The following is a 22451-nucleotide window of genomic DNA, read 5'->3' as shown; positions in this document are numbered from 1 at the left end:
GCCTGATACCGGTTTGCCGGTACCTGCATCTGCATCGTTTGTGGATTTCTCCGCAGCACGGCATTTCCTACAGTGGATTGCGAAACGTCAACGCCACCGCCAGGAGAACTGAAATGGGCAAGGACAACATCGTCGAGCGGGCCAGCTGGCTCCTCGAAAACAGTGGCGAATCGGCCTACATCACCGACCCCGGCGGCACCATCGAATACGTCAACCCCGCCTTCGAGACGATGACCGGCTTCGGTGAAGACGAGGCCATCGGCCGCACGCCGGCCATCGTTAAATCGGGCGTGCAGCCCGATGCGTTCTACCGCGACATGTGGAGCACCCTGCACGCCGGGCAGGAGTTCCGCGGCGTGCTGGTGAACCGCCGCCGCGACGGCAGCCTCTTCCACGAAGAGAAGTCGATCCGCCCGCTCTTCGACGAAGCGGGCCGCATCGCCCACTACCTCTCATGCGGGCGCAACGTCAGCGAGTGGCTGCAGCGGCAAGACCTGCTGCAGCACCAGGCCACGCACGACGCCCTGACCGGCTTGCCCAACCGCACGCTCTTCACCGACCGCCTCGAACGCGCCATCGCCCAGGCCGAGCGCAGCGGCGAATCGTTCACCGTGGCGATGGTCGACCTCGATGGTTTCAAGCACATCAACGACTGCCACGGCCACGTCGCCGGTGACGAGGCGCTGAAAGACATCGCGCAACGCCTGGCCGGCTGCGTGCGCGAGGCCGACACCGTGGCGCGCTGGGGGGGCGACGAGTTTGCGCTGCTGCTGCGCGATGCGGGCGACACCGACCGGGTGATGAACGCGATCGTCGAAGCCGGCCGCGCACCGGCCGCCTGTGGCGGCACGGTGCGCCTGAGCCTGGGGGCCTGCCGCTTCCGCGCCGGCGGCCACAGCGCGGCGAGCCTGCTGGAGGCTGCCGACCGCGCGATGTACGAAGCCAAGCACGAGGGTGGCGACCGCTACCGCTGGGCCGCGGGCGATGCGCCGCGGGTGGCGAAGGCCACCGCGAGCGAACTCGCGGCCATCGATGCCTTGCGCCTGCTCGATGGCAAGGTGCCCCTCTTGAACCGCCGCCTGCGCGCGGGCGACACCCTCTACCGTGCGGGCGACCGGTTCCGCGACCTGCACATCCTGCGCTTCGGCCTGTGCAAGCTGATGAGCGTCACCGCCGAAGGGCACGAGGAGCTGAGCAGCATGGTCTTCAAGGGCGACTGGCTCGGCTTCGACGGCCTCGCCGACGGCCGCCACGGTTGCAGTGCCGTGGCCGCCGACACCGGCGAGGTGTGGACGGTGCGCTACGACGCCCTGATCCTCGCCGCCGCGCGGCATCCCGAGCTGCTGGGCGCGATGCACGCCGCGATGGCGCGCCAGAGCGCCCGCGAGCGCGAGGCCGTCGTCACCATGCACAGCCTGCCCGCCGATGGCCGGGTGGCCGCCTTCCTCTGCCGCTGGGCCGACGACCTCGACCACTGCGGCATGCGCAACGACCACATCACCCTGCCCACCACCCGCGCCGAGATCGGCGGCCACGTGGGCCTGCGTCTCGAATCGGTGAGCCGTGCGATGGCGGCGCTGGAGCGGGGGCACCTGATCCGCTTCGCCTCGGGCAACCGCCGCAACATCGAGATCCCCGACCTGCCGGCGCTGCGCCGCTACGTGCGCGAGGCCTCGGCCAGCGCACGCTGAGCGACAAAGGCCGCCTCAGCGCAGCACCGCTTCGGTGCTGTGCTGGATCAGGTCGTCGCGCAGCTGCCGGCGCAGCACCTTGCCGAACGAGGTGCGCGGCAGCTCGTCGCGGAAGACCACGATCGACGGCTGCTTGTAGCGGGTGAGGTGCTGGCGGCAGTGCTCGCGCACGGTCTCTTCGGTGAGACCGGGGTCGCTGCGCACCACCACGAGCGCCACCGCTTCGCCGGCGGCCGCGTCGGGCACGCCGACCACGCCGCAGTCGGCCACGCCGGGGCAGCTGCGCACCACCTCCTCGATCTCGGCGGGGTAGGCCTTGAAGCCCGAGACCACGACCAGGTCCTTCGCGCGGTCGACGAACTGCACGTAGCCGTTCTCGTCCATGCGGCCGATGTCGCCGGTGCGCAGCCAGCCGCCGTCGAGGAACACCTTGGCGGTCTCCTCGGGTGCGCCCCAGTAGCCGCGCATCACCTGCGGGCCGCGCACGCAGATCTCGCCGGCCTCGCCGATCGGCAACGGGCGGCTGTACTCATCCATGATGGCCACTTCGGTCGAGGGAATGGGCAGGCCCAGCTTGCCGGTGAAGGCGGGCGCGTTGACCGGGTTGGCGCAGACGATGGGCGAGGTCTCGCTCAGGCCATAGCCCTCGACGATGGGCACGCCCATCGCCTGCTGCCAGCGCTCGGCCACCGGGCGCTGCACGGCCATGCCGCCGGCCACGCTGAGCTTGAGCACGCCCTCGTTGGCCTTGATCACGGCGTCGAAGTGCGGGGCGTTCAGCAGCGCGTTGAAGAGCGTGTTGACGCCGGTGATCACGGTGAAGCGGGTCTTGTGCAGCAGCTCCACGAAGTGCGGGATGTCGCGCGGGTCGCTCACCAGCACGTTGGTGCCGCCGAGCTTCAAGAACATCATCAGGTTCGCCGTCAGCGCGAACACGTGGTACAGGGGCAGGGCGGTGATCACCGTCTCTTCGCCGGGCTTCAGCGCGCCGGCCAGCCAGGCGGTGGTCTGCTCGACGTTGGCCATCAGGTTGCCGTGCGTGAGCGCAGCGCCCTTTGGCCGGCCTGTGGTGCCGCCGGTGTACTGGATGAACGCGAGGTCGCCCGGCGTCACCGGCACCGGCGTGAAGCCGCGCTGGTGGCCGATGGCGAGCGCATCGCGCAGCGGCGTGGCGCCGGGGATCGTCCACGCCGGCACCATGCCCTTCACGTCGCGCACCACGAAGTTGGTGACCCAGCGGCGGGGCTGGTGGAAGAGGTCGCCGATCTGCGTGACGATCACGTGCTTCAAGGTCGGCAGCTGGGGCAGCGCGAGCTGCAGCGTGTGCGCGAAGTTCTCGAAGACCACGATGGCGCTCGCCTGCGCGTTGCCGAGCTGCACCGCCAGCTCGCTCGCCGTGTACATCGGGTTCACGTTGACCACCGTGAGCCCGGCCCGCAGCGCGCCGAACACCGCGATCGGGTACTGCAGCGAGTTGGGCATCATCACCGCCACCCGCGCGCCCTTGGGCAGGCCGAGCCCTTGCAGGTAGCCGGCGAAGCGCAGCACCAGCTCGCCGGCTTCGTCGTAGCTCAGGCCCGAGCCCAGGTTGACGAAGGCCTGCCGCGTGCCGAAACGCCGGCAGCAGTCGTCGAAGAAATCGCCCAGCGAAGGGAAGGGGTGCGGGTCGATCTCGGCCGGCACGCCGGGCGGGTAGTGCTTGATCCAGGGCTTGTCCATGGCGCTGTCTCCTTGGTCGTGGTGATCGTTTCAACCGTAGCGCCGTGTGGCCGCGGCGCTTTGCGCCTGCTCAATCTCCGGCCGCAAAGCGCTCTTCTGGTGGGCGCTTGAGCGATGTCAAGCAAGGCCCGCCGGCACGCAGCAGACTCGGGCCATGCGTGACGACACCGCCCAGGCCCGCGCGAGGGCCCACCGTGCCTACATCCAGGCCTTGCAGGCGGCGCTGGCGCGGGTGGATGGCGCGCCGGTCGAGCACATCGAGACGCACCTCTCCGACCTGCTGCTCACGCGGCAGACGGTCTACAAGTTCAAGAAGCCGCTGCGCCTCCCATTCGCCGACTTCAGCACGCCGCAGCGGCGCGAGCACTTCTGCCGCGAGGAGCTGCGGCTCAACCGCCGCCTCGCGCCCGAGCTGTATTTCGGCGTGGTGCCGGTGGGTGGCACCCTGGCGGCGCCCGTGCTCGGCGGTGCGGGCCGGGCCATCGACCATGCCGTGTGCCTGCGCCGCTTCCCGGCCGATGCGCTCTGGTCGCAGCGGCTCGCCCAAGGCCGCCTGATGCCCGAGCACGTCGACCGCCTCGCGCGGCGGCTGGCCGCCTTCCATGCGGCGGCGCCGAGTGCCGTGCCGGGCTCCGGCTTCGGGGCGCCCGCCGCCGTGCTCAGCCGCGTGCAATCTGTGCTCGCGCAGCTGCACGACGGCGGCGCCGAGGTGCACGACCTGGCCGAATGGGTGGCGAAGCAGGGCGCGGCGCTCGCGGTGGCCTTCGAGCAGCGCCGGGCCGCGCAGGCGATCCGCGAGGGGCATGGCGACCTGCACCTTGCCAACCTGCTGCTGCTCGACGATGGCGAGGTCACCGCCTTCGATTGCCTCGAGTTCGACCCCGCGCTGCGCTGGATCGACGTGATGGACGACATCGCCTTCACCACCATGGACCTCAAGGCGCACCGCCGCGACGACCTCGCCTGGCGGCTGCTCGACGTCTACCTGCAGCAGCGCGGCGACCACGCGGGGCTCGAGGTGCTGCGCTTCTACGAGGTGGGCCGCGCGCTGGTGCGAGCCCTCGTGACGCGGCTCACGCCTGCTTCGGCCGACGCGTCGGTGGAGGGCGTGGACTACCTCGCCTGCGCGCGCCGCCTCGCCTTCGAGCCGGCCGCGCCGCTCGGTCTGGCCATCATGTGCGGCGTGTCGGGCTCGGGCAAGTCATGGCTGGCGGGCGAGCTGCTGGAGGCGGCGCCTGCCGTGCGGCTGCGCTCCGACGTCGAGCGCAAGCGGCTCTTCGGCCTCGCGCCGCTGCAGGCCTCGCGCCAGGCCGGCCTCGACCTCTACACGGCCGACGCGACCCAGCAGACCTTCGACCGCCTGCGCGACCTCACCCGGCAGGCGCTGCGTGCCGGCTATGGCGTGATCGTCGATGCGGCGTTCCTGGAGCGCGCGCAGCGCGAGATGTTCCACCGCCTGGCCGACGAGCTGCGCGTGCCCTTCACCCTCGTCCACTGCACGGCCGACCTCGGCTGCCTGCGCGAGCGGGTGGCGCAGCGCGCGGCCACCGGCCACGACCCGTCGGAGGCCACGCTCGAGGTGCTCGAGCGCCACCTGCTGCGCCAGGAGCCGCCCGCGGCCGACGAGGCCGCGTGGACGCTCGCCGTCGACACCACCCACCTGGCCCGCGGCGCGGGCGTGGCCGAGGTGCTCGCCCGCTGGCGCGCCCAGGTGGCGCGGCTGCAGGCCTCACGGCCGGCGCCCGGCCACTCAGGCGCTGCGGCCTGAGCGCACGCGCGCGCGGCGCAGCAGCGCGGCGAACTCGCGTTCGAACGCCTGCGTGATGGCCTGCGGGTCGGGCACCAGCCGTGCATCGGCCATCACCGTCAGCGAGGCCTGGCCGCGGTAGCTGAAGAGGCTCAGGCCCAGGCCCAGCTCTTCGCCCGGGTGGGGCACGCAGAACACCATGCGTTCGACCGGCACCCCCGCCAGGCGCACCGGCAGGCGCGGGCCGGCCACGTTGGTCAGCACCACGCTCGCCTTGCTGCCGAAGATGAGGCTTGCCACGTCTTCCAGCGCCTTGGGCCCGCGGCCGAAGAGGTCGAAGAGGGCCTGCATGGCGAGCGCCTGCGGCGAGCGCTTGAGCGCGTCCATGCGGGCCTTGGTGAGCGCGAGGCGGCGCGTGGCGGTGGCGGCCGACACGGGGAGGTCGAGCGCCACCAGGCCGAAGGCGTTGCCGAGCAGGCCCATGCGAGAAGGTGGGCGCAGGTTGACCGGCACCATCGCGCGCAGCGTCGTCTGCTGCACGTCGGTGCCGCAGCGCCGCAGGTAGTGGCGCAGGGCGCCGGCCACGGCGGCCACGAGCACGTCGTTCACCTTGGCGCCGGCCGGCGCGGCGATGGCCTTGGCGTCGGCGATCGACACCCCGCGCGACCACGCCACCTGCTGGCCGCTGCTGAACGTTCCCTTGAAGGGCGAGGGCGGGTCGGGCGTCTTGAGCAGCACGCCGGCCAGCGACGACACCGCCGCGGCACTCTGCAGCACGAGGTCGAGCACGCCCATCGGCCGCGGCACGGGCTGCACCGCGCGGCGCCGCGGCATCGCGAACACGCGCGAGGCCACGCTCATCATGGCCAGGCCATCGCCGATGCAATGGTGGTAGCGGAACACGAAGGCGCTGCCGCGCCCCACGTGGTCGACCACGTGCGCCTGCCACAGTGGCAGGGCGTGGTCGAGCGGCTGGCTGGCGAGCTGGCTCACGAAGGCGAGCAGCGCCGCTTCGTCGTGCGGCGCGGGCAGGGCGGCGCGGTGCAGGTGGCGCTCGATGTCGAAGTCGGGCACGTCTTCCCACACCGGCGAGGCAAGGGGCCAGCTGCCCTCGGCCACCCGCTGCCGGAAGCGCTCGAAGTACAGCAGCCGCTGCTCGAGCACGCTGCGCACGCGGGCGTGAGACAGCGGCTTGGCGGTGACGGCCACCATCGTCACGATGGCGGGGTTGGCCGGCCCGTCCATGTGCAGCCAGGCGGCGTCTACCGGGTCGAGCGGGTTCATCGGGTCGGAGCCTTCGGTGCCGTGTCGGGGCCATCGTAGGAAGCACCGCGCCGCGTGCCTTGATCGGGCGCAAGGTGCTGCCTGCCGGTGCTTCCTACAGTGACGGCATTCACTTGAAGGAGCCGACATGGACGTCCCCACCCAGGCGCATCTCACCACCCTGCGCGACCTGCTGCTCTACCGCCGCCGCGAGCTGACGAGCGACGTGCACGCGGCCGAGCAATCTCGCCAGGCGGCGGTGTCGTCGTCGCCGGCCACCGAGGTGACCACCCATGCCGAAGGGGCCGCGCAGTTTGCGCAGGCCGAGGTCGACGCCGCGCAGGAGCAGCGTGACCGCGACGAGCTGGCGCAGGTCGACGCCGCACTCGCGCGGCTCGATCAAGGGGTGTACGGCGATTGCGCCGACTGTGGCGAGCCGATCGCGCTGCAGCGGCTGATGGCGCAGCCGGCGGCGCTGCGTTGCGCCAACTGCCAGGTGGCATTCGAGCATCGGCCCGGGGCACCGGCGCACCGCGCCTGAGCCGGCACGCTTCAGCGCTGCGGTCTCACCAGCAGCACCGGCACCGGTGTGTGCCGCAGCACCGCCTGCGCCGTGCTGCCCAGCAGGTGCGGCAGGCCGCGCCGGCCGTGCGTGCCCATCACCACGAGGTCGCATGACCAGTTGCCGGCCTCTTCGAGGATGACGCCGGCCACGCCGCCGTCGCCACGCTCGCGCAGCACCGCGTCGCACGAGATCCCGCGGCGGCGAGCGCGCCGGACGACCCGGGCGAGCAGCGCCTTGCCTTGCACCTGCAGGTCGTCGAGCACGCTGCCGCATTCGGCGGCGGTGAGCATGTCGACGGCGGCCACTGCCGGGTCGAGCACGTGAAGCACGCGCAGGGCCGCGCCCTGGTCTTCGGCGAGTGCGAGGGCTTCGCGCACTCCGGCTTCCGAGGTCTTGCTGCCGTCGACCGGCACGAGGAGATGGGTGTACATCGAGGGGGTTGCGTCATCCGATGAACCCATTCTGGGCAGCCGCGCGCGCGCCGGCTTGAGGCAGCGCAAGCCCACGGCGCGAGGTGCGCTGCACGATCGCGCCGTGAACGCGAGTTCTCCGCCCCCATCCTCTGCCACTGCCCAGCCCCCGCGGCGCGAGACCTTCAAGGTGCTCTCGCTGGCCGGTGGCGGCTTTCTCGGGCTGTACACCGCGTGTGTGCTGGAAGCGCTCGAAGCACGCGCCGGCCGCCCGCTCGCACGCTGCTTCGACCTCATCGCCGGCACCTCGATCGGCGGCATCCTGGGGCTTGCGCTCGCCTTCGAGGTGCCGATGAGCCGGCTGGTCCGCTTCTTCGACGAGCACGGCACCGAGGTCTTCTCCACGCGGGCGCTGCCCGTCGGGCCGATGTCCAAGCTCATCGACCTCACCCGCTCGGTGCTCGGCCCCAAGTACACGGGCGATGCGCTGCGCCAGCTGCTCGAAGCCGAGCTCGGCGACCGCACGCTGTCGCAGGCGCTGCACCCGCTCGTGATCCCGGCGGTCGAGGTGAACCGCTGCCGCACCAAGATCTTCAAGACACCGCATGCGGCCGCGTCGACGGGTGACGGCGACCTGCGCGCGGTCGACGTGGCGATGGCCACCAGCGCCGCGCCCGCCTATTTCCCGGCGCAGCGCATCGGCGAGCGTCTCTACGCCGACGGCGGCCTCTTCGCCGTGGCGCCCGACCAGGTGGCGCTGCACGAGATCGAGCACTTCATGGGCGTCGACCTCGGGCGGGTCTCGATGCTGTCCATCGGCACCGGCGCGGCGCAGTACCGGCCCGCCGAAGGCGTGCGCGACGACGCCGGCGCGGTCGGCTGGCTCAACGAAGGCCGTCTCGTGCTCACGCTGATCTCGGTGCAGCAGCAGCACGTGCAGGCGATGGTCGAAGACCGCCTGGGCGAACGCTACGTGCGGCTCGATGCCGACTGGCCCCCCGAGGGCGGGCTCGGCATCGACGTCGCCACGCCGCAGGCGCGCCGGCTGCTGCGCTCGATGGCCCGCCGCACGCTGCGTGAGGCCGACCTGCGGTGGATCGGCGCGAGCTTCCTCGCCTGAGCCGCGCTCAGTGCGCCATCAGCACCGGCAGCTTGGGCTCGCGCGTCATCGATTTCGTCGTGCCACCGAGCAGCCACTCGCGGGTGCGGCTGTGGCCGTAGCAACCCATCACCAGCAGGTCGGCCCCGGTCTCGGTGGCCAGGGCCTGCAGTGCGGGGGCGGCGTCGAGCGTGTCGGGAAGCGGTGCGCAGCGGATGCAGTCGACGCCTTGGGCGGCGAGGTAGCGGGTGAGGCTCACCACGCTGGCCGGGCCGCTGTCGTCGAGCGTCTCTGCCGTGACGACGTGCACCTGCGCGGCCCGTTGCAGCCAGGGCAATGCGGCGGCGATGGCAAGTGTCGCTTCGCGGGTGGGCTTCCAGGCGAGCAGCACGCGGCTGCCGATCTCGGCGGGCGGCTGCTCGGGCAGCACCAGCACCGGCCGCCCGCTTTCGATGGCGACCGTGGGTGCAAAGTCGACCGGCAACTCGCCTTGCGCCGAGGGCCCGCCGCGCATGACCACCAGGTCGGCGTACATCGCGTGGCGCGCAAAGTCCCATGGCGACACCTGGCCCATCTCGCACCAGTGCACCCGCGGCAGGCTTTTCTGCGTGGTGACGAAGCGGATCTTCGTCAAGGCGCGCTGCTGCTCGTCAAGCTCGCTGAGCTGGGAGGCCGCGGCCCACGCGCCATCGAGTGCGATGGACGCGGGGAAGCGCGACAAGAACGGCAGCACCGAATAGAGCGCATCGGCATGCGCGTCGAAACGCTCGGCCAGGCGCTGCACGACGCGCGCATGCTGGGTGGCGGCATCGCTGTCGTCGACGTGCAGCAGCAGGGTCTTGGGGGTGGTCATGGTGGCTCCTTCGCGCGTCACTTCGCGCCGGGGGTGGAATAGCGGCCCCAGTCGCGGCGGCAGCCTTGGGCGGTGCCGGGGCTGGCCGGCTTGCCATCGAAAAGCTCGCGGAACGACCCGCCGCCCACGAGGTTCTTCAACCGGCCTGTGCCGGCGAGCCAGGTGAAGCTCGGTTCTCCGGCCGGCGGGTATTCGAATTCGCCGATCGCCGTCTCGCCGGCCGCAAGAAACCATTTGCACACGCCCTTGCCGACCGGCTTGCCGCCGATCACCCGCACGTAGCCGGTGCAATGGGTGGTAGCACCTTCCCATTCCTTCGTGGTGCTGCTGGCCACCACGCCCCAGTTCTCGATGCCGAGTGCCACCAGGTCGGCACTGGCCTCGACCATCGTGTGCTGGCCGTGGGTGCAGACGGTGAAGTCATACGAGGTGTCGGCTGCGACGGCGGGCAGGGCGAGGGCCGCAGTGATGAAGACGAGCAGCGAGCGCATGGCACATCCTCGTCTCAAGCGGCGCGGGGCGACCACTCGGCCTGCCGCGTGTCGTCGGGCGATTCCGTGGCTTCGGCGAGGGCTCGCGCGAAGGTGCGCAGCCGCAGCGCGTAGCTGCCGTCGTCGACCTCGCGTGCGGTGAAGGCGGTGCTCAGCACCGGCGAGCGGCCGGTGAGCGTGCCGATCTCGGCCACCGCGTTGGGTGCACCGCGGCTGCCCATCACCGAGATCAGGCCGAAGTTCTTCAGCTGCGCCTTGTAGCGCGCCACGAAGCTGCGCATCGGGCCGGCCAGCCGGAGCATCCAGACCGGGGCCACCAGCACCACGGTGTCGAAGCTTGCGGGCAACGGGCCGAAGTAGTCGATGGCCGGCTGGCGGTGCAGCAGCGAGTCGAGCACGCAGCGCCAGGTGCCGAGCACACCACGGCGGGGGTGCACCTCTTCGATCTGGCCGAGCGACCACCCCTGCAGCGCGCACAGGCGCTTGGCCACCTGCAGCGAGGTGCCGGTGTAGGAATACGTGACGACCAGGACCTTTTTCATCGCATGCTCCGAAGTTGCATGCCTCACTTTAGAAACGCCGCCGCCGAGGGCCTTGCGTTTCGTCAAGCCAGCGGCATCAGGGGCGCACGCGTTCGTCGAGCGGCCAGAGGCTCGACAAGCGCACCAGCACGCCGGGCTCGACGCCGGGGGTGTCGTAGTGCCACAGCACCGGGCCCGTCGTGAGCTTGCCGATGCGCGCGGCGCGGATGTTCACGTGGCGCACCGGCAGGCCCTTGTCGTTGAGCGCCTGCGCTTCGGCCTCGCTGCCGGGGTCGCCGCTGAAGAAGAGCCAGCCCGAGATGAACTGCGACTGCAGGCGCGAGAGCTCGGGGCACAGCGCCTGCGGCACGGGCGAGTGCGCGAGGTCGGTCTGCCCCTGCGCATTCACGGCCACCCAGCCGCCGTGCACGTCATCGTCGAGCGTGCGGTAGAGCACCTCGCTGCCGTCTTGCGGGTCGTTGGCGGGCAGCATGAAATAGCTGCACTCGTCGACACCGTCGCGCATGCCGACGTACCAGCCGTAGACGTCGCCGCGCTGGGCGAACCACATCACGGCGTAGAGCAGCCCCGCACCGTGCGGTGCATAGGCGAGGTGGACGTGCGACTCAATCATGGAGCCATTCTTGGCACACCTTGCGAGTGCGGCTTTGACGCAGCGCATGTTGTGCGGCCCGACCGGCCTGTGATCTTTGTCAAGGTCGCCCCCCGGCATCGGCCCTAGGGTCGAAGCTCAACTTCAACCTTCGTCTCCAGGAGAGATGCTCATGGCCACCTCGCCCGCCACCCAGCGCAGCAGCACCGCACGCCGCGCCACGCCCGCCACCCGCTCGACCGCCGTCGCGGCGCCCCGCACCCGGGCCACGCCCGCCGCCGCGAAGCGCCGCCGTGCGCCTGAGCTCGGGCCGGCCGGGCAGGCCGCCCGCGACGGCGTGGCGAGGAGCCTGCACGAGCTGGAGCGCATCGAGACCGAGATCGCCGCGCTGGTGCGGCGCACCGTGGCCGACACCATGAGCGCGAGCAACGCGGCGGCACAAGACCTGAGCGGCGTGCTGCGCGACGTGGTGCGGGGCTCGGTGGAGGCCGCCACCCTGGCACGCAGCGACCTGTCGGGCAGCATGCGCGGCGTGGCCCGCGGCGCGATGGCCGGCGTGCAAGACGTGCAGGGCAACGTGGCCAAGGCTGCGAAGGAGATCCTGCGCGTGGCGGTGAGCCAGGCCAACCAGGTGGGCGCCGACGTGGGCGCGGTGGCGCGCTGCGCCGCAGACGGCATCGTGAAGGGCGCCTCCGACAGCCGCGGCGATGCCCTCGTGCACACCCGCGAGGCGATCAAGTCGGCCCTGGCCGCCGCCGCCGACCTGAGCGTGGCGGCCGGCGAGGCGGTGCGGCAGGTGATGGCCGGCATGGCCGAAGGCGTCGACGAGATCGCGGCGGCACGCCGGGCACCGGCCGCACGGCGGCGCGCCTGAGGGCTTGCGCGAGATCAAGGGGGCGCGTGTCGACACCGGGGATCCTCACACCATGAGCCTTCCACCCGACACGCGGCAGATCACCGTGCTGCTGGCCGACGACCATCGGCTCGTGCGCGAAGCCCTGCGCTCGGCGCTCGCCCAGGAGGCCGACATCCGCGTGGTGGCCGAGGTGGGCGAGGGCGCGGCGGCGATCGAGAGCGTGCGCAGCCTGCAGCCCGACGTGGCGGTGCTCGACATCGGCCTGCCCGACCTCAACGGCATCGAGGTGGCCGCGCGTGTGCAGGCGCTGCACCTTCACACGCGCATCGTGGCGCTCTCGGCCTATTCCGACAAACGCTTCGTGACCGAGATGCTGCGCGCGGGTGCCGCGGCCTACGTGAGCAAGAGCGCGGCCGGCACCGAGCTGGTGGTGGCGATCCGCGCCGTGGCCGCCGGCGGCAGCTACCTCAGCCCCGACGTGGCAGGCGCGCTGGTGGCCGAGGTGCGGGGGGCCGAGCCCGATGGGCAGGCGCGCCTCGGCCGCCGCGAGCGCGAGGTGCTGCGCCTAATCGCCGAGGGCGAGCGTTCGGCGGCCATCGCCGAGGCGCTGCACATCTCGGCCGCCACCGTCGAGGTGCACCGCCGCAACATCATGCGAAAGCTGGGCCTGCACACGGTCGCGGAGCTGACGCGCTATGCGGTCCGCGAAGGGATCGTCCAGCCGTGAGGCGGGCTGCGGCATGACGGCCGACCCCGACTTCAGGCTGCTCTTCGAGTCGGCGCCGGGGCTCTACCTGGCGCTGCTGGCGGATGCGCCGCGCTACACCATCGTGGCCGCGAGCACGGCGTACACGAGCGCCACGATGACGCGGCGCGACGACCTGCTCGGGCGCGGCCTCTTCGAGATGTTCCCCGACAACCCCGACGACCCGCAGGCCAACGGCGAGCGCAACCTGCGCGCCTCGCTCGACCGCGTGCGGGCCGGGGCCGCGCACGATGCGATGCCGATCCAGAAGTACAACGTGCGCCGCCCCGCCGAGCAGGGCGGTGGCTTCGAGGAGCGCTGGTGGAGCCCCGTCAATTCGCCCGTGATGGCACGGGACGGCACGCTCGCCTACCTCATCCACCGCGTAGAAGACGTGACCGACTTCGTGCGGCTGGCGCAGCGCGGAGAGGAGCACGAACGCACGGCCGCCGAGATCTCCACGCGCTACGACAAGACCCGCGAGCTCGACCGGCTCAAGACGGAGTTCTTCGCCAACGTGAGCCACGAGTTGCGCACGCCGCTCACGCTCATCCTCGGGCCGGTGCAGCGCCTGCTGGCGGCCCCGGCGGCGCAGGCGGTCGACCGGGAGGCGCTGGAGGTGATCGAGCGCAATGCACGCACCCTGCTGCGCCACGTCGACGACCTGCTCGACGTGTCGAGGCTCGAAGAGGCGACGATGGCCCCCGCCTACGAGCACACCGATGTGCCGGCGCTGGCGCGGCTCGTGGCGGCGCATTTCAATTCGGTGGCGCAGGAGCTCGACGTGCAGTGGCGGGTGCTGCTGCCCGAGTCGCTTGACGCGCAGCTCGACCCGCAGATGCTGCAGCGGGTGCTGTTCAACCTGCTGTCGAACGCCTTCAAGTTCACGCCGGCCGGCTCGCATGTGCGCCTGAGCGTCGAGCCGCGCGGCGAGCGGCTGCGCATCGAGGTGGCCGACGGCGGGCCCGGCATTCCGCCGCAGTGGCGCGAGGCGATCTTCGAGCGCTTCCGCCAGCTGCACGGGCACGGCGAGCGGCGGCACCCCGGCACCGGCCTGGGCCTCGCGATCGCGCGCGAGTTCGTGCACCTGCATGGCGGCAGCATCGACGTGGCGGAAGCGCCGGAAGGTGGGGCACTTTTCGTGGTGGAGTTGCCGCGCGCTGCACCGCCTGGCGCGACCGTCCACCCGGCCGGCCAGGCCGTGGCGCGCGGGGTCGCCGGGCCGGCGATGGCCGCCGCGTCGGCGCGGCCCCCGGCCATGCCGGTGCCGCCCCGGCCGGGGCCCGAGCCGCTGGTGCTGGTGGTGGAAGACAGCGCCGACATGAGCAGCTTCATCTGCAGCACGCTCGCACCCGACTGCCGCGTGGCGGCGGCCTTCGATGGCGCGCAGGGCCTGGAGCAGGCGCTGGCGCTGCAGCCCGACCTGATCGTCACCGACATCATGATGCCCGGCACCGGCGGCGAGGCGCTGGTGGGCGAGCTGCGTCGCCGGCCCGATTTCGACGAGACGCCCGTGGTGGTGCTCAGCGCGCGGGCCGACGAAGACCTGCGCATCAAGCTCTTGCGCGAAGGCGCGCAAGACTACCTGCTCAAGCCGTTTGCCACCGAGGAGCTGCGCGCCCGCGTGGCCACCCAGCTCGAGCGGGTGCAGGCGATGGCCGCCATGCGGCGAAGCCAGGAGTACTGGCGCGAGATGTTCTCGGAAGCCTCCGACGGCATCCTCATCGGCGATGCGCAGTGCAGCATCGTGGAGGCGAACGCCGCGGCCTGCACGCTCTTCGGCCGCACGCGCGAGCAGCTCGTGGGCACCGAGCCGCGCGACTGGCTGGTGTCGGGCGCCGCCGAAGGCAACGCGCGGCTGCTGGCCGACCTGCACAACGGCCAGCCACTCAGCCGCGAGTGGACGCTCCAGCGCCCCGATGGCGGCACGGTGCACGTCGACGTGGCGGTGCGCAACCTCTCGGACGGGCGTTGCATCGCCTTTTTCCGCGACGCCACCCAACGCCACCGGCGCGAGCGCGCCGCCGAGGCGATGCACGAGGAGCTGGAGCGCCGCGTGACCGCGCGCACCGAGCAGCTGCGCCGCATGGCGGCCGATCTCGAGCTGGCCGAGAGCCGCGAGCGGCGGCAGATCGCACGCGACCTGCACGACGACCTCGGGCAGGTGCTGGCGGCGGCGCGCATCCGGCTGGCGTCGCTGTGCAAGGACGACCGCGACGACGTGCGGCGCCGTGCGCTGGAGGTGTCCGACCTGGTGGAGCAAGCGAACCGGTCCACCCGCTCGCTCGCCGCGCAGCTGGCGCCCGCCGTGCTGTACGAGCTGGGCCTGCTGCCGGCACTGGAATGGCTGGCCGACGAGCTGGCCCTGCACTTCGGCCTCAAGACCGACGTGTGCGACGACGGCGAGCCCAAGCCCTTGTCGCAGGAAGTGCGCTCGCTCGTGTACCGGGCAACGCGCGAGCTGCTCATCAACGTGGCCAAGCATGCCGGCGTGGACCACGCCACCGCGACCCTGACGCGCGAAGGCGCGTGGCTGCGTGTGCGCGTGGGCGACGCCGGGGTGGGCTTCATCCCGGCCGACGGCGCGGTGAATGCCGGCGGGGGCATGGGCCTCGTGAGCGCACGCGAGCGGCTCTCGCACATCGGCGGCAGCCTCGACATCCGCAGCGTGCCCGGCGACGGTACCGAGGCGACGCTCGTCGTGCCGCTGGAGGCGAGTGAGGGCTGCCCTGTCGCCCGTCAGTGAGACATGAGCACCGGCACCGTCATCGACTGCAGCAGGCCGCGGGTGGCGCCGCCGAGCACCCGCTCGGCGAGGCGCGTGTGGCCGTAGGCCCCCATCACGATGAGCCCGCTGCCCAGGTCGGCGGCCCGCGACAGCATGGCCTCGGCGATGGGCGTGGCGGTGGTCTCGACGCGGGCCTCGGCCGTGACGCCGTGCCACAGCAGCCAGCGCCGCAGGGCTTCGAGCCGCTCCTGCATCGGGGCGCTCGGCGCGTGGTGGCCGGGGCGGTGTTCGTCCCAGGTGACGAGCTGCACTTCTTCGCACTGGCGCAGCAGCGGCAAGGCGTCGAAGACGGCCCGCGCCGCCTCGCGGCTGTCGTCCCAGGCCACCAGCGCGGGCTTGGAGAAGTCGCCGAACTGCCCCGCGTGCGGGATGACGAGCGTGGGGCGGGCACTGTCCATCACCACCTGCTCGACCATGCTCGACAGCATGGGCGTTCGCACGGCCATCGGCAGCTCCTGCGTGAGGATCACGAGGTCGCTGCAATGGGCGCGCTCCACCAGGGCGCCGGCCTTGTCGCGCTCGTCGACCACCACTTCGTAGGCCTTGAAGTTCGCCGCGCCGCAGGCATCGCGAAACAGCTGCGCGGCAGCTTCGACGCGGTCGCGCAGGGCGTCCTGCACCAGGGCTTCGAGTTCCGCGTGCGCCACGGTGGCCTCGCTGCCCACGGGCATGTAGACAGCGCCGGTGCACGCCACGCCGACGAGGTGGCTCTCGTGCTGGCGGGCGAGGCGGATGGCGAGGTCGACACGCGCCGCGCAGTGCTTGTCGCTGTCGAGGTGGACGAGCAGGCTGCGGTAGTTCGTGGCGGGCCTCCGATTGGCAATGAAACTGAGCCACGCTCCGTTCGCACTGAGCGTGTCGAAGTGCAGCGCAGGGCTTCGACAGGCTCAGCCCGAACGGAATGGGTGGCGTGCTGAGATGTTTTACTTCTTGGTCATGTCGGGCACTTCGCCCTTCGGGATCTCACCGGCCTTGACCGCAGCCTTGGTCTCCTCGCGCACTTCGGCGCGCGTCTTGCTGCTGGGCTTGGCCTTGGCGTTGCCCTGGGCGTCGGAGTCTTTCGGGATATCGCCGGCCTTCACCGCCGCCTTGGCCTCCGCGCGTTCCTTGGCGCGGGCTTCGCCCAGCTTCTTCTTCGGGGTGGCCGGCTTCTTCGCCTTGCGTTCGGCCAAGCCCTGGTCGGCCGCGTCGGTGGGCATCGTGCTGCTCTTCGCGGTGGCTTTGGCTTCGGCCTTGACCTCTTCGCGGGTCTTGTCCTGCGCCAACGTGGCACTTGCGGCAACGCTCGCGAGCACGGCGAGGGCGAGCAGGGTGATTCTTCGGTTCATGTCTGGCTCCTGTGGCTTCGGTTGTTGGCGTGTTGCCAAGCCATTGTGAGAAGCCGACACGGGCAGCCTGTTGCGAAAAATCAAGCCTCCAGGCGGCGCGGCCTCGCCATCTCGATGCGCCCCTTGCCCGCACGTTTGGCGCGCAACATGGCATGGTCGGCCAGCTCGAGCAGGGTCTGGGGGTCGGTGCTGTCGCTCGGGCAGAGGGCGATGCCCACGCTGGTGTCGACCTGCACGGTGATGCCGCCCTTCAGCACCACCGGCGTTCGAATCGCGGCCAGCGCCCGCTCGAGGATCGGCCGCCATTCGTCGGGCGTCTGCAGCATGGCCATCACCAGCACGAACTCGTCACCACCGAGGCGGGCCGCGGTGTCGTTGGCGCGCAAGCTGGTTTCGAGGCGGCGCGCCATCTCCAGCAGGAGTGCGTCGCCCGCGTCGTGGCCGTGTTCGTCGTTCACGCTCTTGAAGCCGTCGAGGTCGAGGAAGCACACCGCCACGTAGGTGGCGGTGCGCTCGCTCATCGCCAGGGCCTGCTTGAGGCGGTCTTGCAGCAGCAGCCGGTTGGGCAGCTGGGTGAGCGCATCGTGGAAGGCGATGTGCTCGATGTTGGCCTGCGATTCCTTCATCGCGGTGATGTCGACCATCATCCAGAAGGTGAGGTCGTCGGAGAGCTTCACGCCGCTCAGGTCGATCCACAGCAGGTGGCCGTCCTTGTGGCGCAGCTGGATCTGGGTGCGGAAGTTCTGGCCGGCGTCGAGCGCAGGGTAGGCCTGCTGGCCGAGCGCCTTGAACGACGCGTCGTCGGGGTACAGCATGCGGGCGGCGTGGCCGTCGAGTTCGCCGGCCTCGTAGCCGAACATGCGCTCGAGCGCCCGGTTGCGCCACACGGCCACACGGTTGCGCAGCTTCACCATGCCCACGATGTCGTTGTCGAGCATGGCGGCCTGGTCGCGCAGCAGGCGTGCGGCTTCTTCCTGCGCCTCGTGCTGTGCCGTGATGTCGAGCGCGACGCTGCGGCTCATCTCGAACGCACCCTGTGCGTCGAGCACGGCGGTGACGCTCGCCTGCACGTAGCGAGACGGCGCGCCGGGCGGCACGAGCCGCAGCTCCACGCCGTCGAGCGGCTCGCCCGACTTCAGGCGCGGGAAGTGTTGCGCGAAGCGGGCCTGGCTCGGGGCGTCGAGGAAGTCGATGAGCCGCGCCTTGCCGATGAGGGTGGCTTCGGTCATGCCGAGCCAGCCGAGCATGGTGGCGTTGGCATGCACGAACACGCCGTCGCCGTCGAGCGAGTAGTAGCCGCAGGGCGCCTTGTCGTAGAGGTCGCGGATGCGGGCCGACGACGTCTCCAGCGAGGCCAGCAGGCGGCGCTTCTCGGTGATGTCGCGGGTGGAGGCGAAGACGAGGAACTCGCCGGCGATGTCGGCCACGCTCAGCTGCAGCTCCACGTCGATGAGGGTTCCGTCGGCGCGGCGGTGCTGGATCTCCCAGCGCCCGCTGTCGCCGTCTTTCGCGTTGGCAAACCACTCGGCGAGTTCGGCCTTGTTCTTCTTCGCATCCCACGTGCTCACGTGCTGGCCGATGAGCGCCTCGGGGGTGGTGCCGAGCATGCGGGCAAACGAGTCGCTCATCGCCACGAGGTGGCCCTTGCGGTCGAGGATGTGCACGCCGTCGGCCGTCACCTTGAGCAGGGCCTGCACCCGGCGCGTCTCGGCCGACAGGGCCCGGAGCGTTCGGGCCAGGCGTTGCAGCGCGAAGTAGATGGCCGCGGTGACGCCGGCCACGAGCAGCCAGGCAAGCCCGGCCAGCACGGCGATCTGGCGGGTCTGCTCGCGCCAGGGTTGGAAGATGCGCTCGTTGTCGAGGCCGGCGATCACTACGAGCGGCCAGCCGTCGACGTGGCGGTAGGCGTTGGTTCGCTGCACGCCGTCGATCGCGGTGTGCGACACGAAGGTGCCCTGCGACGGGTCGTTCCGGAACGCGGCCGAGAACTCCGCCGAGACGGTGGTGCTTCCCGGCGCGGACTCGCTCTTCACGCCGGGCGCGTGGCGCACCAGCAGCTGGAGCTTGGGGCTCGTGCGCAGGGTGATGGCGTCGTGGCGGCCGAGCTCGTAGCCGAGGAAGAGCTTCTGGAAATGGTCGAGCGAGATGGTGGCGTACAGGAGGCCGCGAAAACGACTGCCGACATGGAACTGCTGCACGACCGCCACCACCCAGACGCCGGTCGCAATCGTCTTCACCGGGCCGAAGAGCAGAGGCGGGCTGTCGGGCATCTCGGGCACACGGGCGAAGTAGTCGCCCAGCGGAAGCTGGGTGGGTGGCCCGGGCGGGAGGTTGTTGCCCCAGCGCACGCGGCCCTCGGCATCTGTGAGGCGCAAGCCTTCGAGCGCGGGCTGCAGGCGGCGGTGCGCTTCCAGCGCGCGGTTGAGTGCGGCGTCGTCGCCTGGGTGCGCCAGGGTCTGAGCCTCCAGCTCGCGCAGCGTCGACAGCATGAGGGTGTCGACGCGGCCGATCTCGGCGGCCACGCTCGACTGCGCGATGGACACGAGATGGGCCGCGGTGTCTCGGGCCCGCGCGTCATAGGCCTGGTGGCTGGTGCGCGCGACGAGCCACACCGTGCCGGCCAGCAGCGCTGCGATGGCCACGTTCACGGCCAGCAAGGTGACGAGGGCCAGCCGGCGATTCAGGATTTTCGAGCGGTTCATCGGGCGGCGCTGGGGCTGGCCGCTCTGATGCGCGGCTCGTTGAATTCTCCGGAAGGCATTGTGGTCAATCCACCGCCTGTCCGGGTGTGCGCCAACGCACAGTGCGTGCACGGCGGCTCGCCCGGCGTGACGGATGCCGCAGGCCAGGTGGCGTCAGCGCCCGGTAAGCTTCCAGCGCATCAGGCGTTGACGCGACCCACGCGCGTCGCGTTCAAGCCTTCGACTGCAGCATGCCGGGGTAGCTGAGCGAGCCGCCCGACGGGCTCAGGGTGAAGACGGCGGCGCTCGTGTCTTGCCGCTGCAGCAGCGAACCATAGAGCGACATCACGCCGCTCGCATTGGCCGCATAGCGCGCGGCCTGCGAGATGGCGGCGTGCTGGCGCAGCGTTTGCGAGTGGGCGTCGGTCTCTTTCGCGAGGGCGCCCAGGCGCGACGCAAAGCTGGGCTCGCGAGGGTCGTTCTTGAGAAACGACCTTGCCGCATCGGCGTCTTTCTGGGTGCCCTTGATCGCCAGCTGCCCGTCGGCCGCGACGGAAAACTCGACCGGCCCGCCCAGCTTCACGCCGGCCTGCTTGAGGGCTGCCTGAAGCTCGGTGGCGAGCGCCGTGGCCTTCGCTTCGAGCTGGCGCTGGCCGGCCGCGGCCTTCACGCCCTTGGCGGCATTGGCGAGGGCCGCGTCGGAGGCGGCCTTCATGAGCTTGTCGCCCTGCGAGCCGGCTTCGACGCCGGAGGTGTCCGGGCCTTTGGCCTTGGCCAGCAGCGAGTTCACATAGGACGACATGGCGTTGCCGCTGCCCAGCGCAGAGAAATTCAATCGGTGCTCCTCGGTCGACCCGGGAGGGTCGCTGTGGGATGGTCGCCCCTGTGCGCTGTGGCGATCGAGGGAATAGCGGGGGTTCGCGCTCGCAACTCGGAGTGCCGGCTCTCGCGCGCTGGTGGCAGCTCGCGTGGAGCATCGTGCCACTGCCATACACCGAAGCCCAGCACCGCCATCAGCAGCAGGCTGGCGAGCCATGCGCGGTTGTGCTGCACGAGGCTCGGGCCGCTGCCGCTCAGCCGGCCGGTGAGCATGGGTAGGGCCTGGTTCTGGCGGCGCAAGGCGCTGAGCCCGGCGATCAGCGCCAGGTGCGCGAGCACCACGGCGAGGAAGGTGTTGCCGAAGAACTCGTGCACCTCTTCCAGCCAGTCGCCGCCGAGTGTGTCGCCCCACTCCTGGTAGGTGCCGTAGCCGCTGATCACGAGCGGCAGCACCAGCACCAGCATCAGCACGATGGCCAGTGCCACGCTCACGTTCTGGCCCTGGCGCCAGTTCACGCGGGAGAGGCGTTCGGTGCGCAGGCTGCGCAGCCAGGCCGGTGCGCCCGCGAGCCGCCGCCACAGCAGGCTGAGGCGCGCGTGGCGGGGCCCGATCAGGCCGTACAGCACACGGAAAGCGAGCAGCCCGCCGAAGGTGTAGCCCAGGGTCACATGCAGCACCCGCCAGTGTTCGCTCTCGGCGGTGACGTAGGCGCCGAGGAAGCTCAGCGCGAAGAGCCAGTGGAACATGCGGGTGGGGGCGTCGACCACGCGGCGGCTGGGCGCCGGGGTGGCCCGTGGGGTGGTGCCGGCCGGGCCGGTCGTCGAGGGGGAGGTTTGCATCGTCATCTCCTGGTGGCGGGTGCGTTGGGTCAATCGGCCCAGGCCTGGCGCTGGCGGGCGGTGAGCCCCGCGGGCAGGCGCAGGTCGTCGTCGTCGAAGCGGCCCTGCTCGGCACCGGCGTGGCAGGCCGCGCAGTTGGCGGCGCTCTTCACGCTCGGTAGTTGCCACACCACGGGCTCCACCTTGCGGTGCTTGCGCTCGAACCAGGCGGAGCGGGTGATGCGGTCTTGCGGCGGCTCTTCGGCCACGCGCTTGTAGGTGCCGGCGTAGGCCTGCAGCCAGGTGCTGAGCTGTTGCACCGTGGCGGCATCGAGCGAGGCGTCGGTGCCGTAGTGGCGGTCGAGCCCGTTCATCACGCGCTGCCATGAGCGCGCGGGCAGCATGCCGGGCGGATAGGCCAGGTGGCAGGACGCGCATTCCTGCGTGTAGGCGGGCAACACGCTGCGCGGCATCGATCGGCCGCCATCGGCCAGCACCGGGTGCGCGGCGGCGAGCGCGACGCTGGCCACCAGCAGGGCACGGGGCAGAAGGGCATTCATGGTGGGGCTCCTGGTTCAGAACGGTGGCTTGAGGCTCATGAGGTAGGCCAGCACGTCGGCCTTCTCGGCCGGGCTGCACTCGCGCGCGAGCACGTCTTTGCAATTGCGGCGGAACCACTTCTCCACGCGTGCCGATTCGGTGAAGGCCCGCGGGTTGGCGGCTGGCGCGAGCGGGTCGATCGCCTTGCCGGTGCTCGCGTGCCGACCCGCGGCGGTGGGCGGCGTGCCGTGGCATGAGCTGCACGACCATTCGCCGCCATGCCGGTTGTCGAAGAACGCCTGCCCGCGCTGGGCGTTGCCGGGCTGGCCGGCTTGTGTGCTCCAGTGCGAGAGCTGCTGGGCGATGCTGGTGTCGGCCGCGAGTGCGGGCAGGCACAGGCTGGCGGCCAGCGCGGCCATGACGATCAAGGGGTGGAACGAGGTGGGCTTCAAGACGAGGCTCCGGGGCGTTTGATGCGGGCCAGTGTGCGAAGCCGTGCTTGAACGGAAGCTGAAGCCGGCGTTCATCGGCCGTTCAGCTTCGGCCTTGCAGAATGCGCACGTGAACACCTCTCGCTCGCGATTGCCCGCCGCCCTCTTGGTGCTGGCGGCCACGCTGCTGGCCAGCGCCCCGGCACGGGCCGACGGCGACCACGACCGTGCACGCGCAGCCGTGCAGGCCGGCGAGGTGCTGCCGCTCAAGACGGTGCTGGAGCGCGTGGCGCGCAGCCACCCCGGCGAGGTGCTGGAGGTCGAGCTCGAGTCCGAAGACGGCCGCTGGGTCTACGAGATCAAGCTCCTGCAGGCGGGCGGCAGGCTCGTCAAGCTCGAGGTCGATGCCGCGACCGGCGAGGTGCTGCGAAGCAAGCAGCGCCCGCGAAAGCCGCACTGATACCCTCGTCGC

At 71.2% G+C, this 22451-nt stretch carries 22 protein-coding genes; 8 read left to right on the top strand and 14 right to left on the bottom strand.

Annotated elements, in window-relative coordinates; all coding sequences use genetic code 11:
* Positions 1-113: 113 nt before the first annotated feature.
* A complete protein-coding gene (locus KF892_04990; GenBank protein ID MBX3624349.1) occupies positions 114-1691 on the top strand; it encodes a diguanylate cyclase in 1578 nt (525 codons plus the stop codon).
* A gap of 15 nt (positions 1692-1706) precedes the next feature.
* Here KF892_04990 and KF892_04985 read toward each other — a convergent pair whose 3' ends face one another.
* A complete protein-coding gene (locus KF892_04985) occupies positions 1707-3410 on the bottom strand; it encodes an AMP-binding protein (GenBank protein ID MBX3624348.1) in 1704 nt (567 codons plus the stop codon).
* A 154-nt stretch (positions 3411-3564) separates the two neighbouring features.
* Between KF892_04985 and KF892_04980 the strand changes: the two genes are divergently transcribed.
* A complete protein-coding gene (locus KF892_04980; GenBank protein ID MBX3624347.1) occupies positions 3565-5178 on the top strand; it encodes an AAA family ATPase in 1614 nt (537 codons plus the stop codon).
* On the opposite strand, the gene KF892_04975 is transcribed toward KF892_04980, so the two are convergent.
* Positions 5161-6441 (bottom strand): DUF1298 domain-containing protein, encoded by a 1281-nt coding sequence (locus KF892_04975; protein ID MBX3624346.1) that lies wholly within the window; start codon positions 6439-6441, stop codon positions 5161-5163. The genes KF892_04980 and KF892_04975 overlap by 18 nt on opposite strands.
* Before the next feature lie 127 nt (positions 6442-6568).
* Here KF892_04975 and KF892_04970 point away from each other — a divergent pair, with 127 nt between their 5' ends.
* Complete coding sequence (locus KF892_04970) at positions 6569-6961, top strand: TraR/DksA family transcriptional regulator (GenBank protein ID MBX3624345.1); 393 nt, start codon at positions 6569-6571, stop codon at positions 6959-6961.
* Positions 6962-6972: 11 nt separating this feature from the next.
* On the opposite strand, the gene KF892_04965 is transcribed toward KF892_04970, so the two are convergent.
* Positions 6973-7416 (bottom strand): universal stress protein, encoded by a 444-nt coding sequence (locus KF892_04965; protein MBX3624344.1) that lies wholly within the window; start codon positions 7414-7416, stop codon positions 6973-6975.
* A gap of 103 nt (positions 7417-7519) precedes the next feature.
* Between KF892_04965 and KF892_04960 the strand changes: the two genes are divergently transcribed.
* Positions 7520-8515, top strand: a complete 996-nt coding sequence (locus KF892_04960; protein ID MBX3624343.1) for a patatin-like phospholipase family protein — start codon at positions 7520-7522, stop codon at positions 8513-8515.
* A gap of 7 nt (positions 8516-8522) precedes the next feature.
* On the opposite strand, the gene KF892_04955 is transcribed toward KF892_04960, so the two are convergent.
* The 4 genes from KF892_04955 to KF892_04940 all read right to left on the bottom strand — a co-directional run bounded on the left by KF892_04955 (position 8523) and on the right by KF892_04940 (position 10993).
* Positions 8523-9347, bottom strand: coding sequence for a universal stress protein (locus KF892_04955; protein MBX3624342.1), 825 nt, complete (start codon positions 9345-9347; stop codon positions 8523-8525).
* A 17-nt stretch (positions 9348-9364) separates the two neighbouring features.
* Entirely contained in the window at positions 9365-9838 is a 474-nt protein-coding gene (locus tag KF892_04950) for a hypothetical protein (GenBank protein MBX3624341.1), read from the bottom strand.
* A gap of 14 nt (positions 9839-9852) precedes the next feature.
* Complete coding sequence (locus KF892_04945; protein MBX3624340.1) at positions 9853-10380, bottom strand: flavodoxin; 528 nt, start codon at positions 10378-10380, stop codon at positions 9853-9855.
* Between the two features lie 76 nt (positions 10381-10456).
* Positions 10457-10993 (bottom strand): hypothetical protein, encoded by a 537-nt coding sequence (locus KF892_04940; GenBank protein ID MBX3624339.1) that lies wholly within the window; start codon positions 10991-10993, stop codon positions 10457-10459.
* Between the two features lie 151 nt (positions 10994-11144).
* Here KF892_04940 and KF892_04935 point away from each other — a divergent pair, with 151 nt between their 5' ends.
* Genes KF892_04935 through KF892_04925 form a run of 3 tightly spaced genes read left to right on the top strand, consistent with a single transcriptional unit; the run spans position 11145 to position 15319 of the window.
* A complete protein-coding gene (locus KF892_04935; protein MBX3624338.1) occupies positions 11145-11846 on the top strand; it encodes a hypothetical protein in 702 nt (233 codons plus the stop codon).
* A 52-nt stretch (positions 11847-11898) separates the two neighbouring features.
* Positions 11899-12555, top strand: a complete 657-nt coding sequence (locus KF892_04930) for a response regulator transcription factor (GenBank protein ID MBX3624337.1) — start codon at positions 11899-11901, stop codon at positions 12553-12555.
* A 13-nt stretch (positions 12556-12568) separates the two neighbouring features.
* The gene (locus KF892_04925; GenBank protein MBX3624336.1) at positions 12569-15319 is read left to right on the top strand and encodes a response regulator; all 2751 of its coding nucleotides are present in this window, start codon (positions 12569-12571) and stop codon (positions 15317-15319) included.
* Here KF892_04925 and KF892_04920 read toward each other — a convergent pair.
* The 7 genes from KF892_04920 to KF892_04890 form a co-directional block, all read right to left on the bottom strand.
* Entirely contained in the window at positions 15313-16032 is a 720-nt protein-coding gene (locus tag KF892_04920; GenBank protein MBX3624335.1) for a universal stress protein, read from the bottom strand. The two genes, KF892_04925 and KF892_04920, sit on opposite strands and share 7 nt — an antisense overlap.
* 252 nt (positions 16033-16284) lie before the next feature.
* Complete coding sequence (locus KF892_04915; GenBank protein MBX3624334.1) at positions 16285-16689, bottom strand: DUF4148 domain-containing protein; 405 nt, start codon at positions 16687-16689, stop codon at positions 16285-16287.
* Between the two features lie 80 nt (positions 16690-16769).
* Positions 16770-19391: a diguanylate cyclase gene (locus tag KF892_04910; protein MBX3624333.1), complete on the bottom strand. Its 2622-nt coding sequence runs from the start codon at positions 19389-19391 to the stop codon at positions 16770-16772.
* A 211-nt stretch (positions 19392-19602) separates the two neighbouring features.
* A complete protein-coding gene (locus KF892_04905; GenBank protein MBX3624332.1) occupies positions 19603-20205 on the bottom strand; it encodes a hypothetical protein in 603 nt (200 codons plus the stop codon).
* Positions 20202-21029: a cytochrome b/b6 domain-containing protein gene (locus KF892_04900; GenBank protein MBX3624331.1), complete on the bottom strand. Its 828-nt coding sequence runs from the start codon at positions 21027-21029 to the stop codon at positions 20202-20204. Before KF892_04900 ends, KF892_04905 begins: the two co-directional genes overlap by 4 nt.
* A gap of 29 nt (positions 21030-21058) precedes the next feature.
* The gene (locus KF892_04895) at positions 21059-21568 is read right to left on the bottom strand and encodes a diheme cytochrome c (GenBank protein ID MBX3624330.1); all 510 of its coding nucleotides are present in this window, start codon (positions 21566-21568) and stop codon (positions 21059-21061) included.
* Between the two features lie 15 nt (positions 21569-21583).
* The gene (locus KF892_04890; GenBank protein MBX3624329.1) at positions 21584-21967 is read right to left on the bottom strand and encodes a DUF1924 domain-containing protein; all 384 of its coding nucleotides are present in this window, start codon (positions 21965-21967) and stop codon (positions 21584-21586) included.
* Between the two features lie 142 nt (positions 21968-22109).
* Here KF892_04890 and KF892_04885 point away from each other — a divergent pair, with 142 nt between their 5' ends.
* On the top strand, positions 22110-22439 hold the full coding sequence (locus KF892_04885) for a PepSY domain-containing protein (GenBank protein MBX3624328.1): 330 nt from the start codon (positions 22110-22112) through the stop codon (positions 22437-22439).
* Positions 22440-22451 lie beyond the last annotated feature (12 nt).

This window comes from Rhizobacter sp. (assembly GCA_019635355.1).
Classification (GTDB): domain Bacteria; phylum Pseudomonadota; class Gammaproteobacteria; order Burkholderiales; family Burkholderiaceae_C; genus Rhizobacter.
Note: the sequence above shows the minus strand (reverse complement) of the source record. Positions and strands in the feature narration are given on the sequence as shown.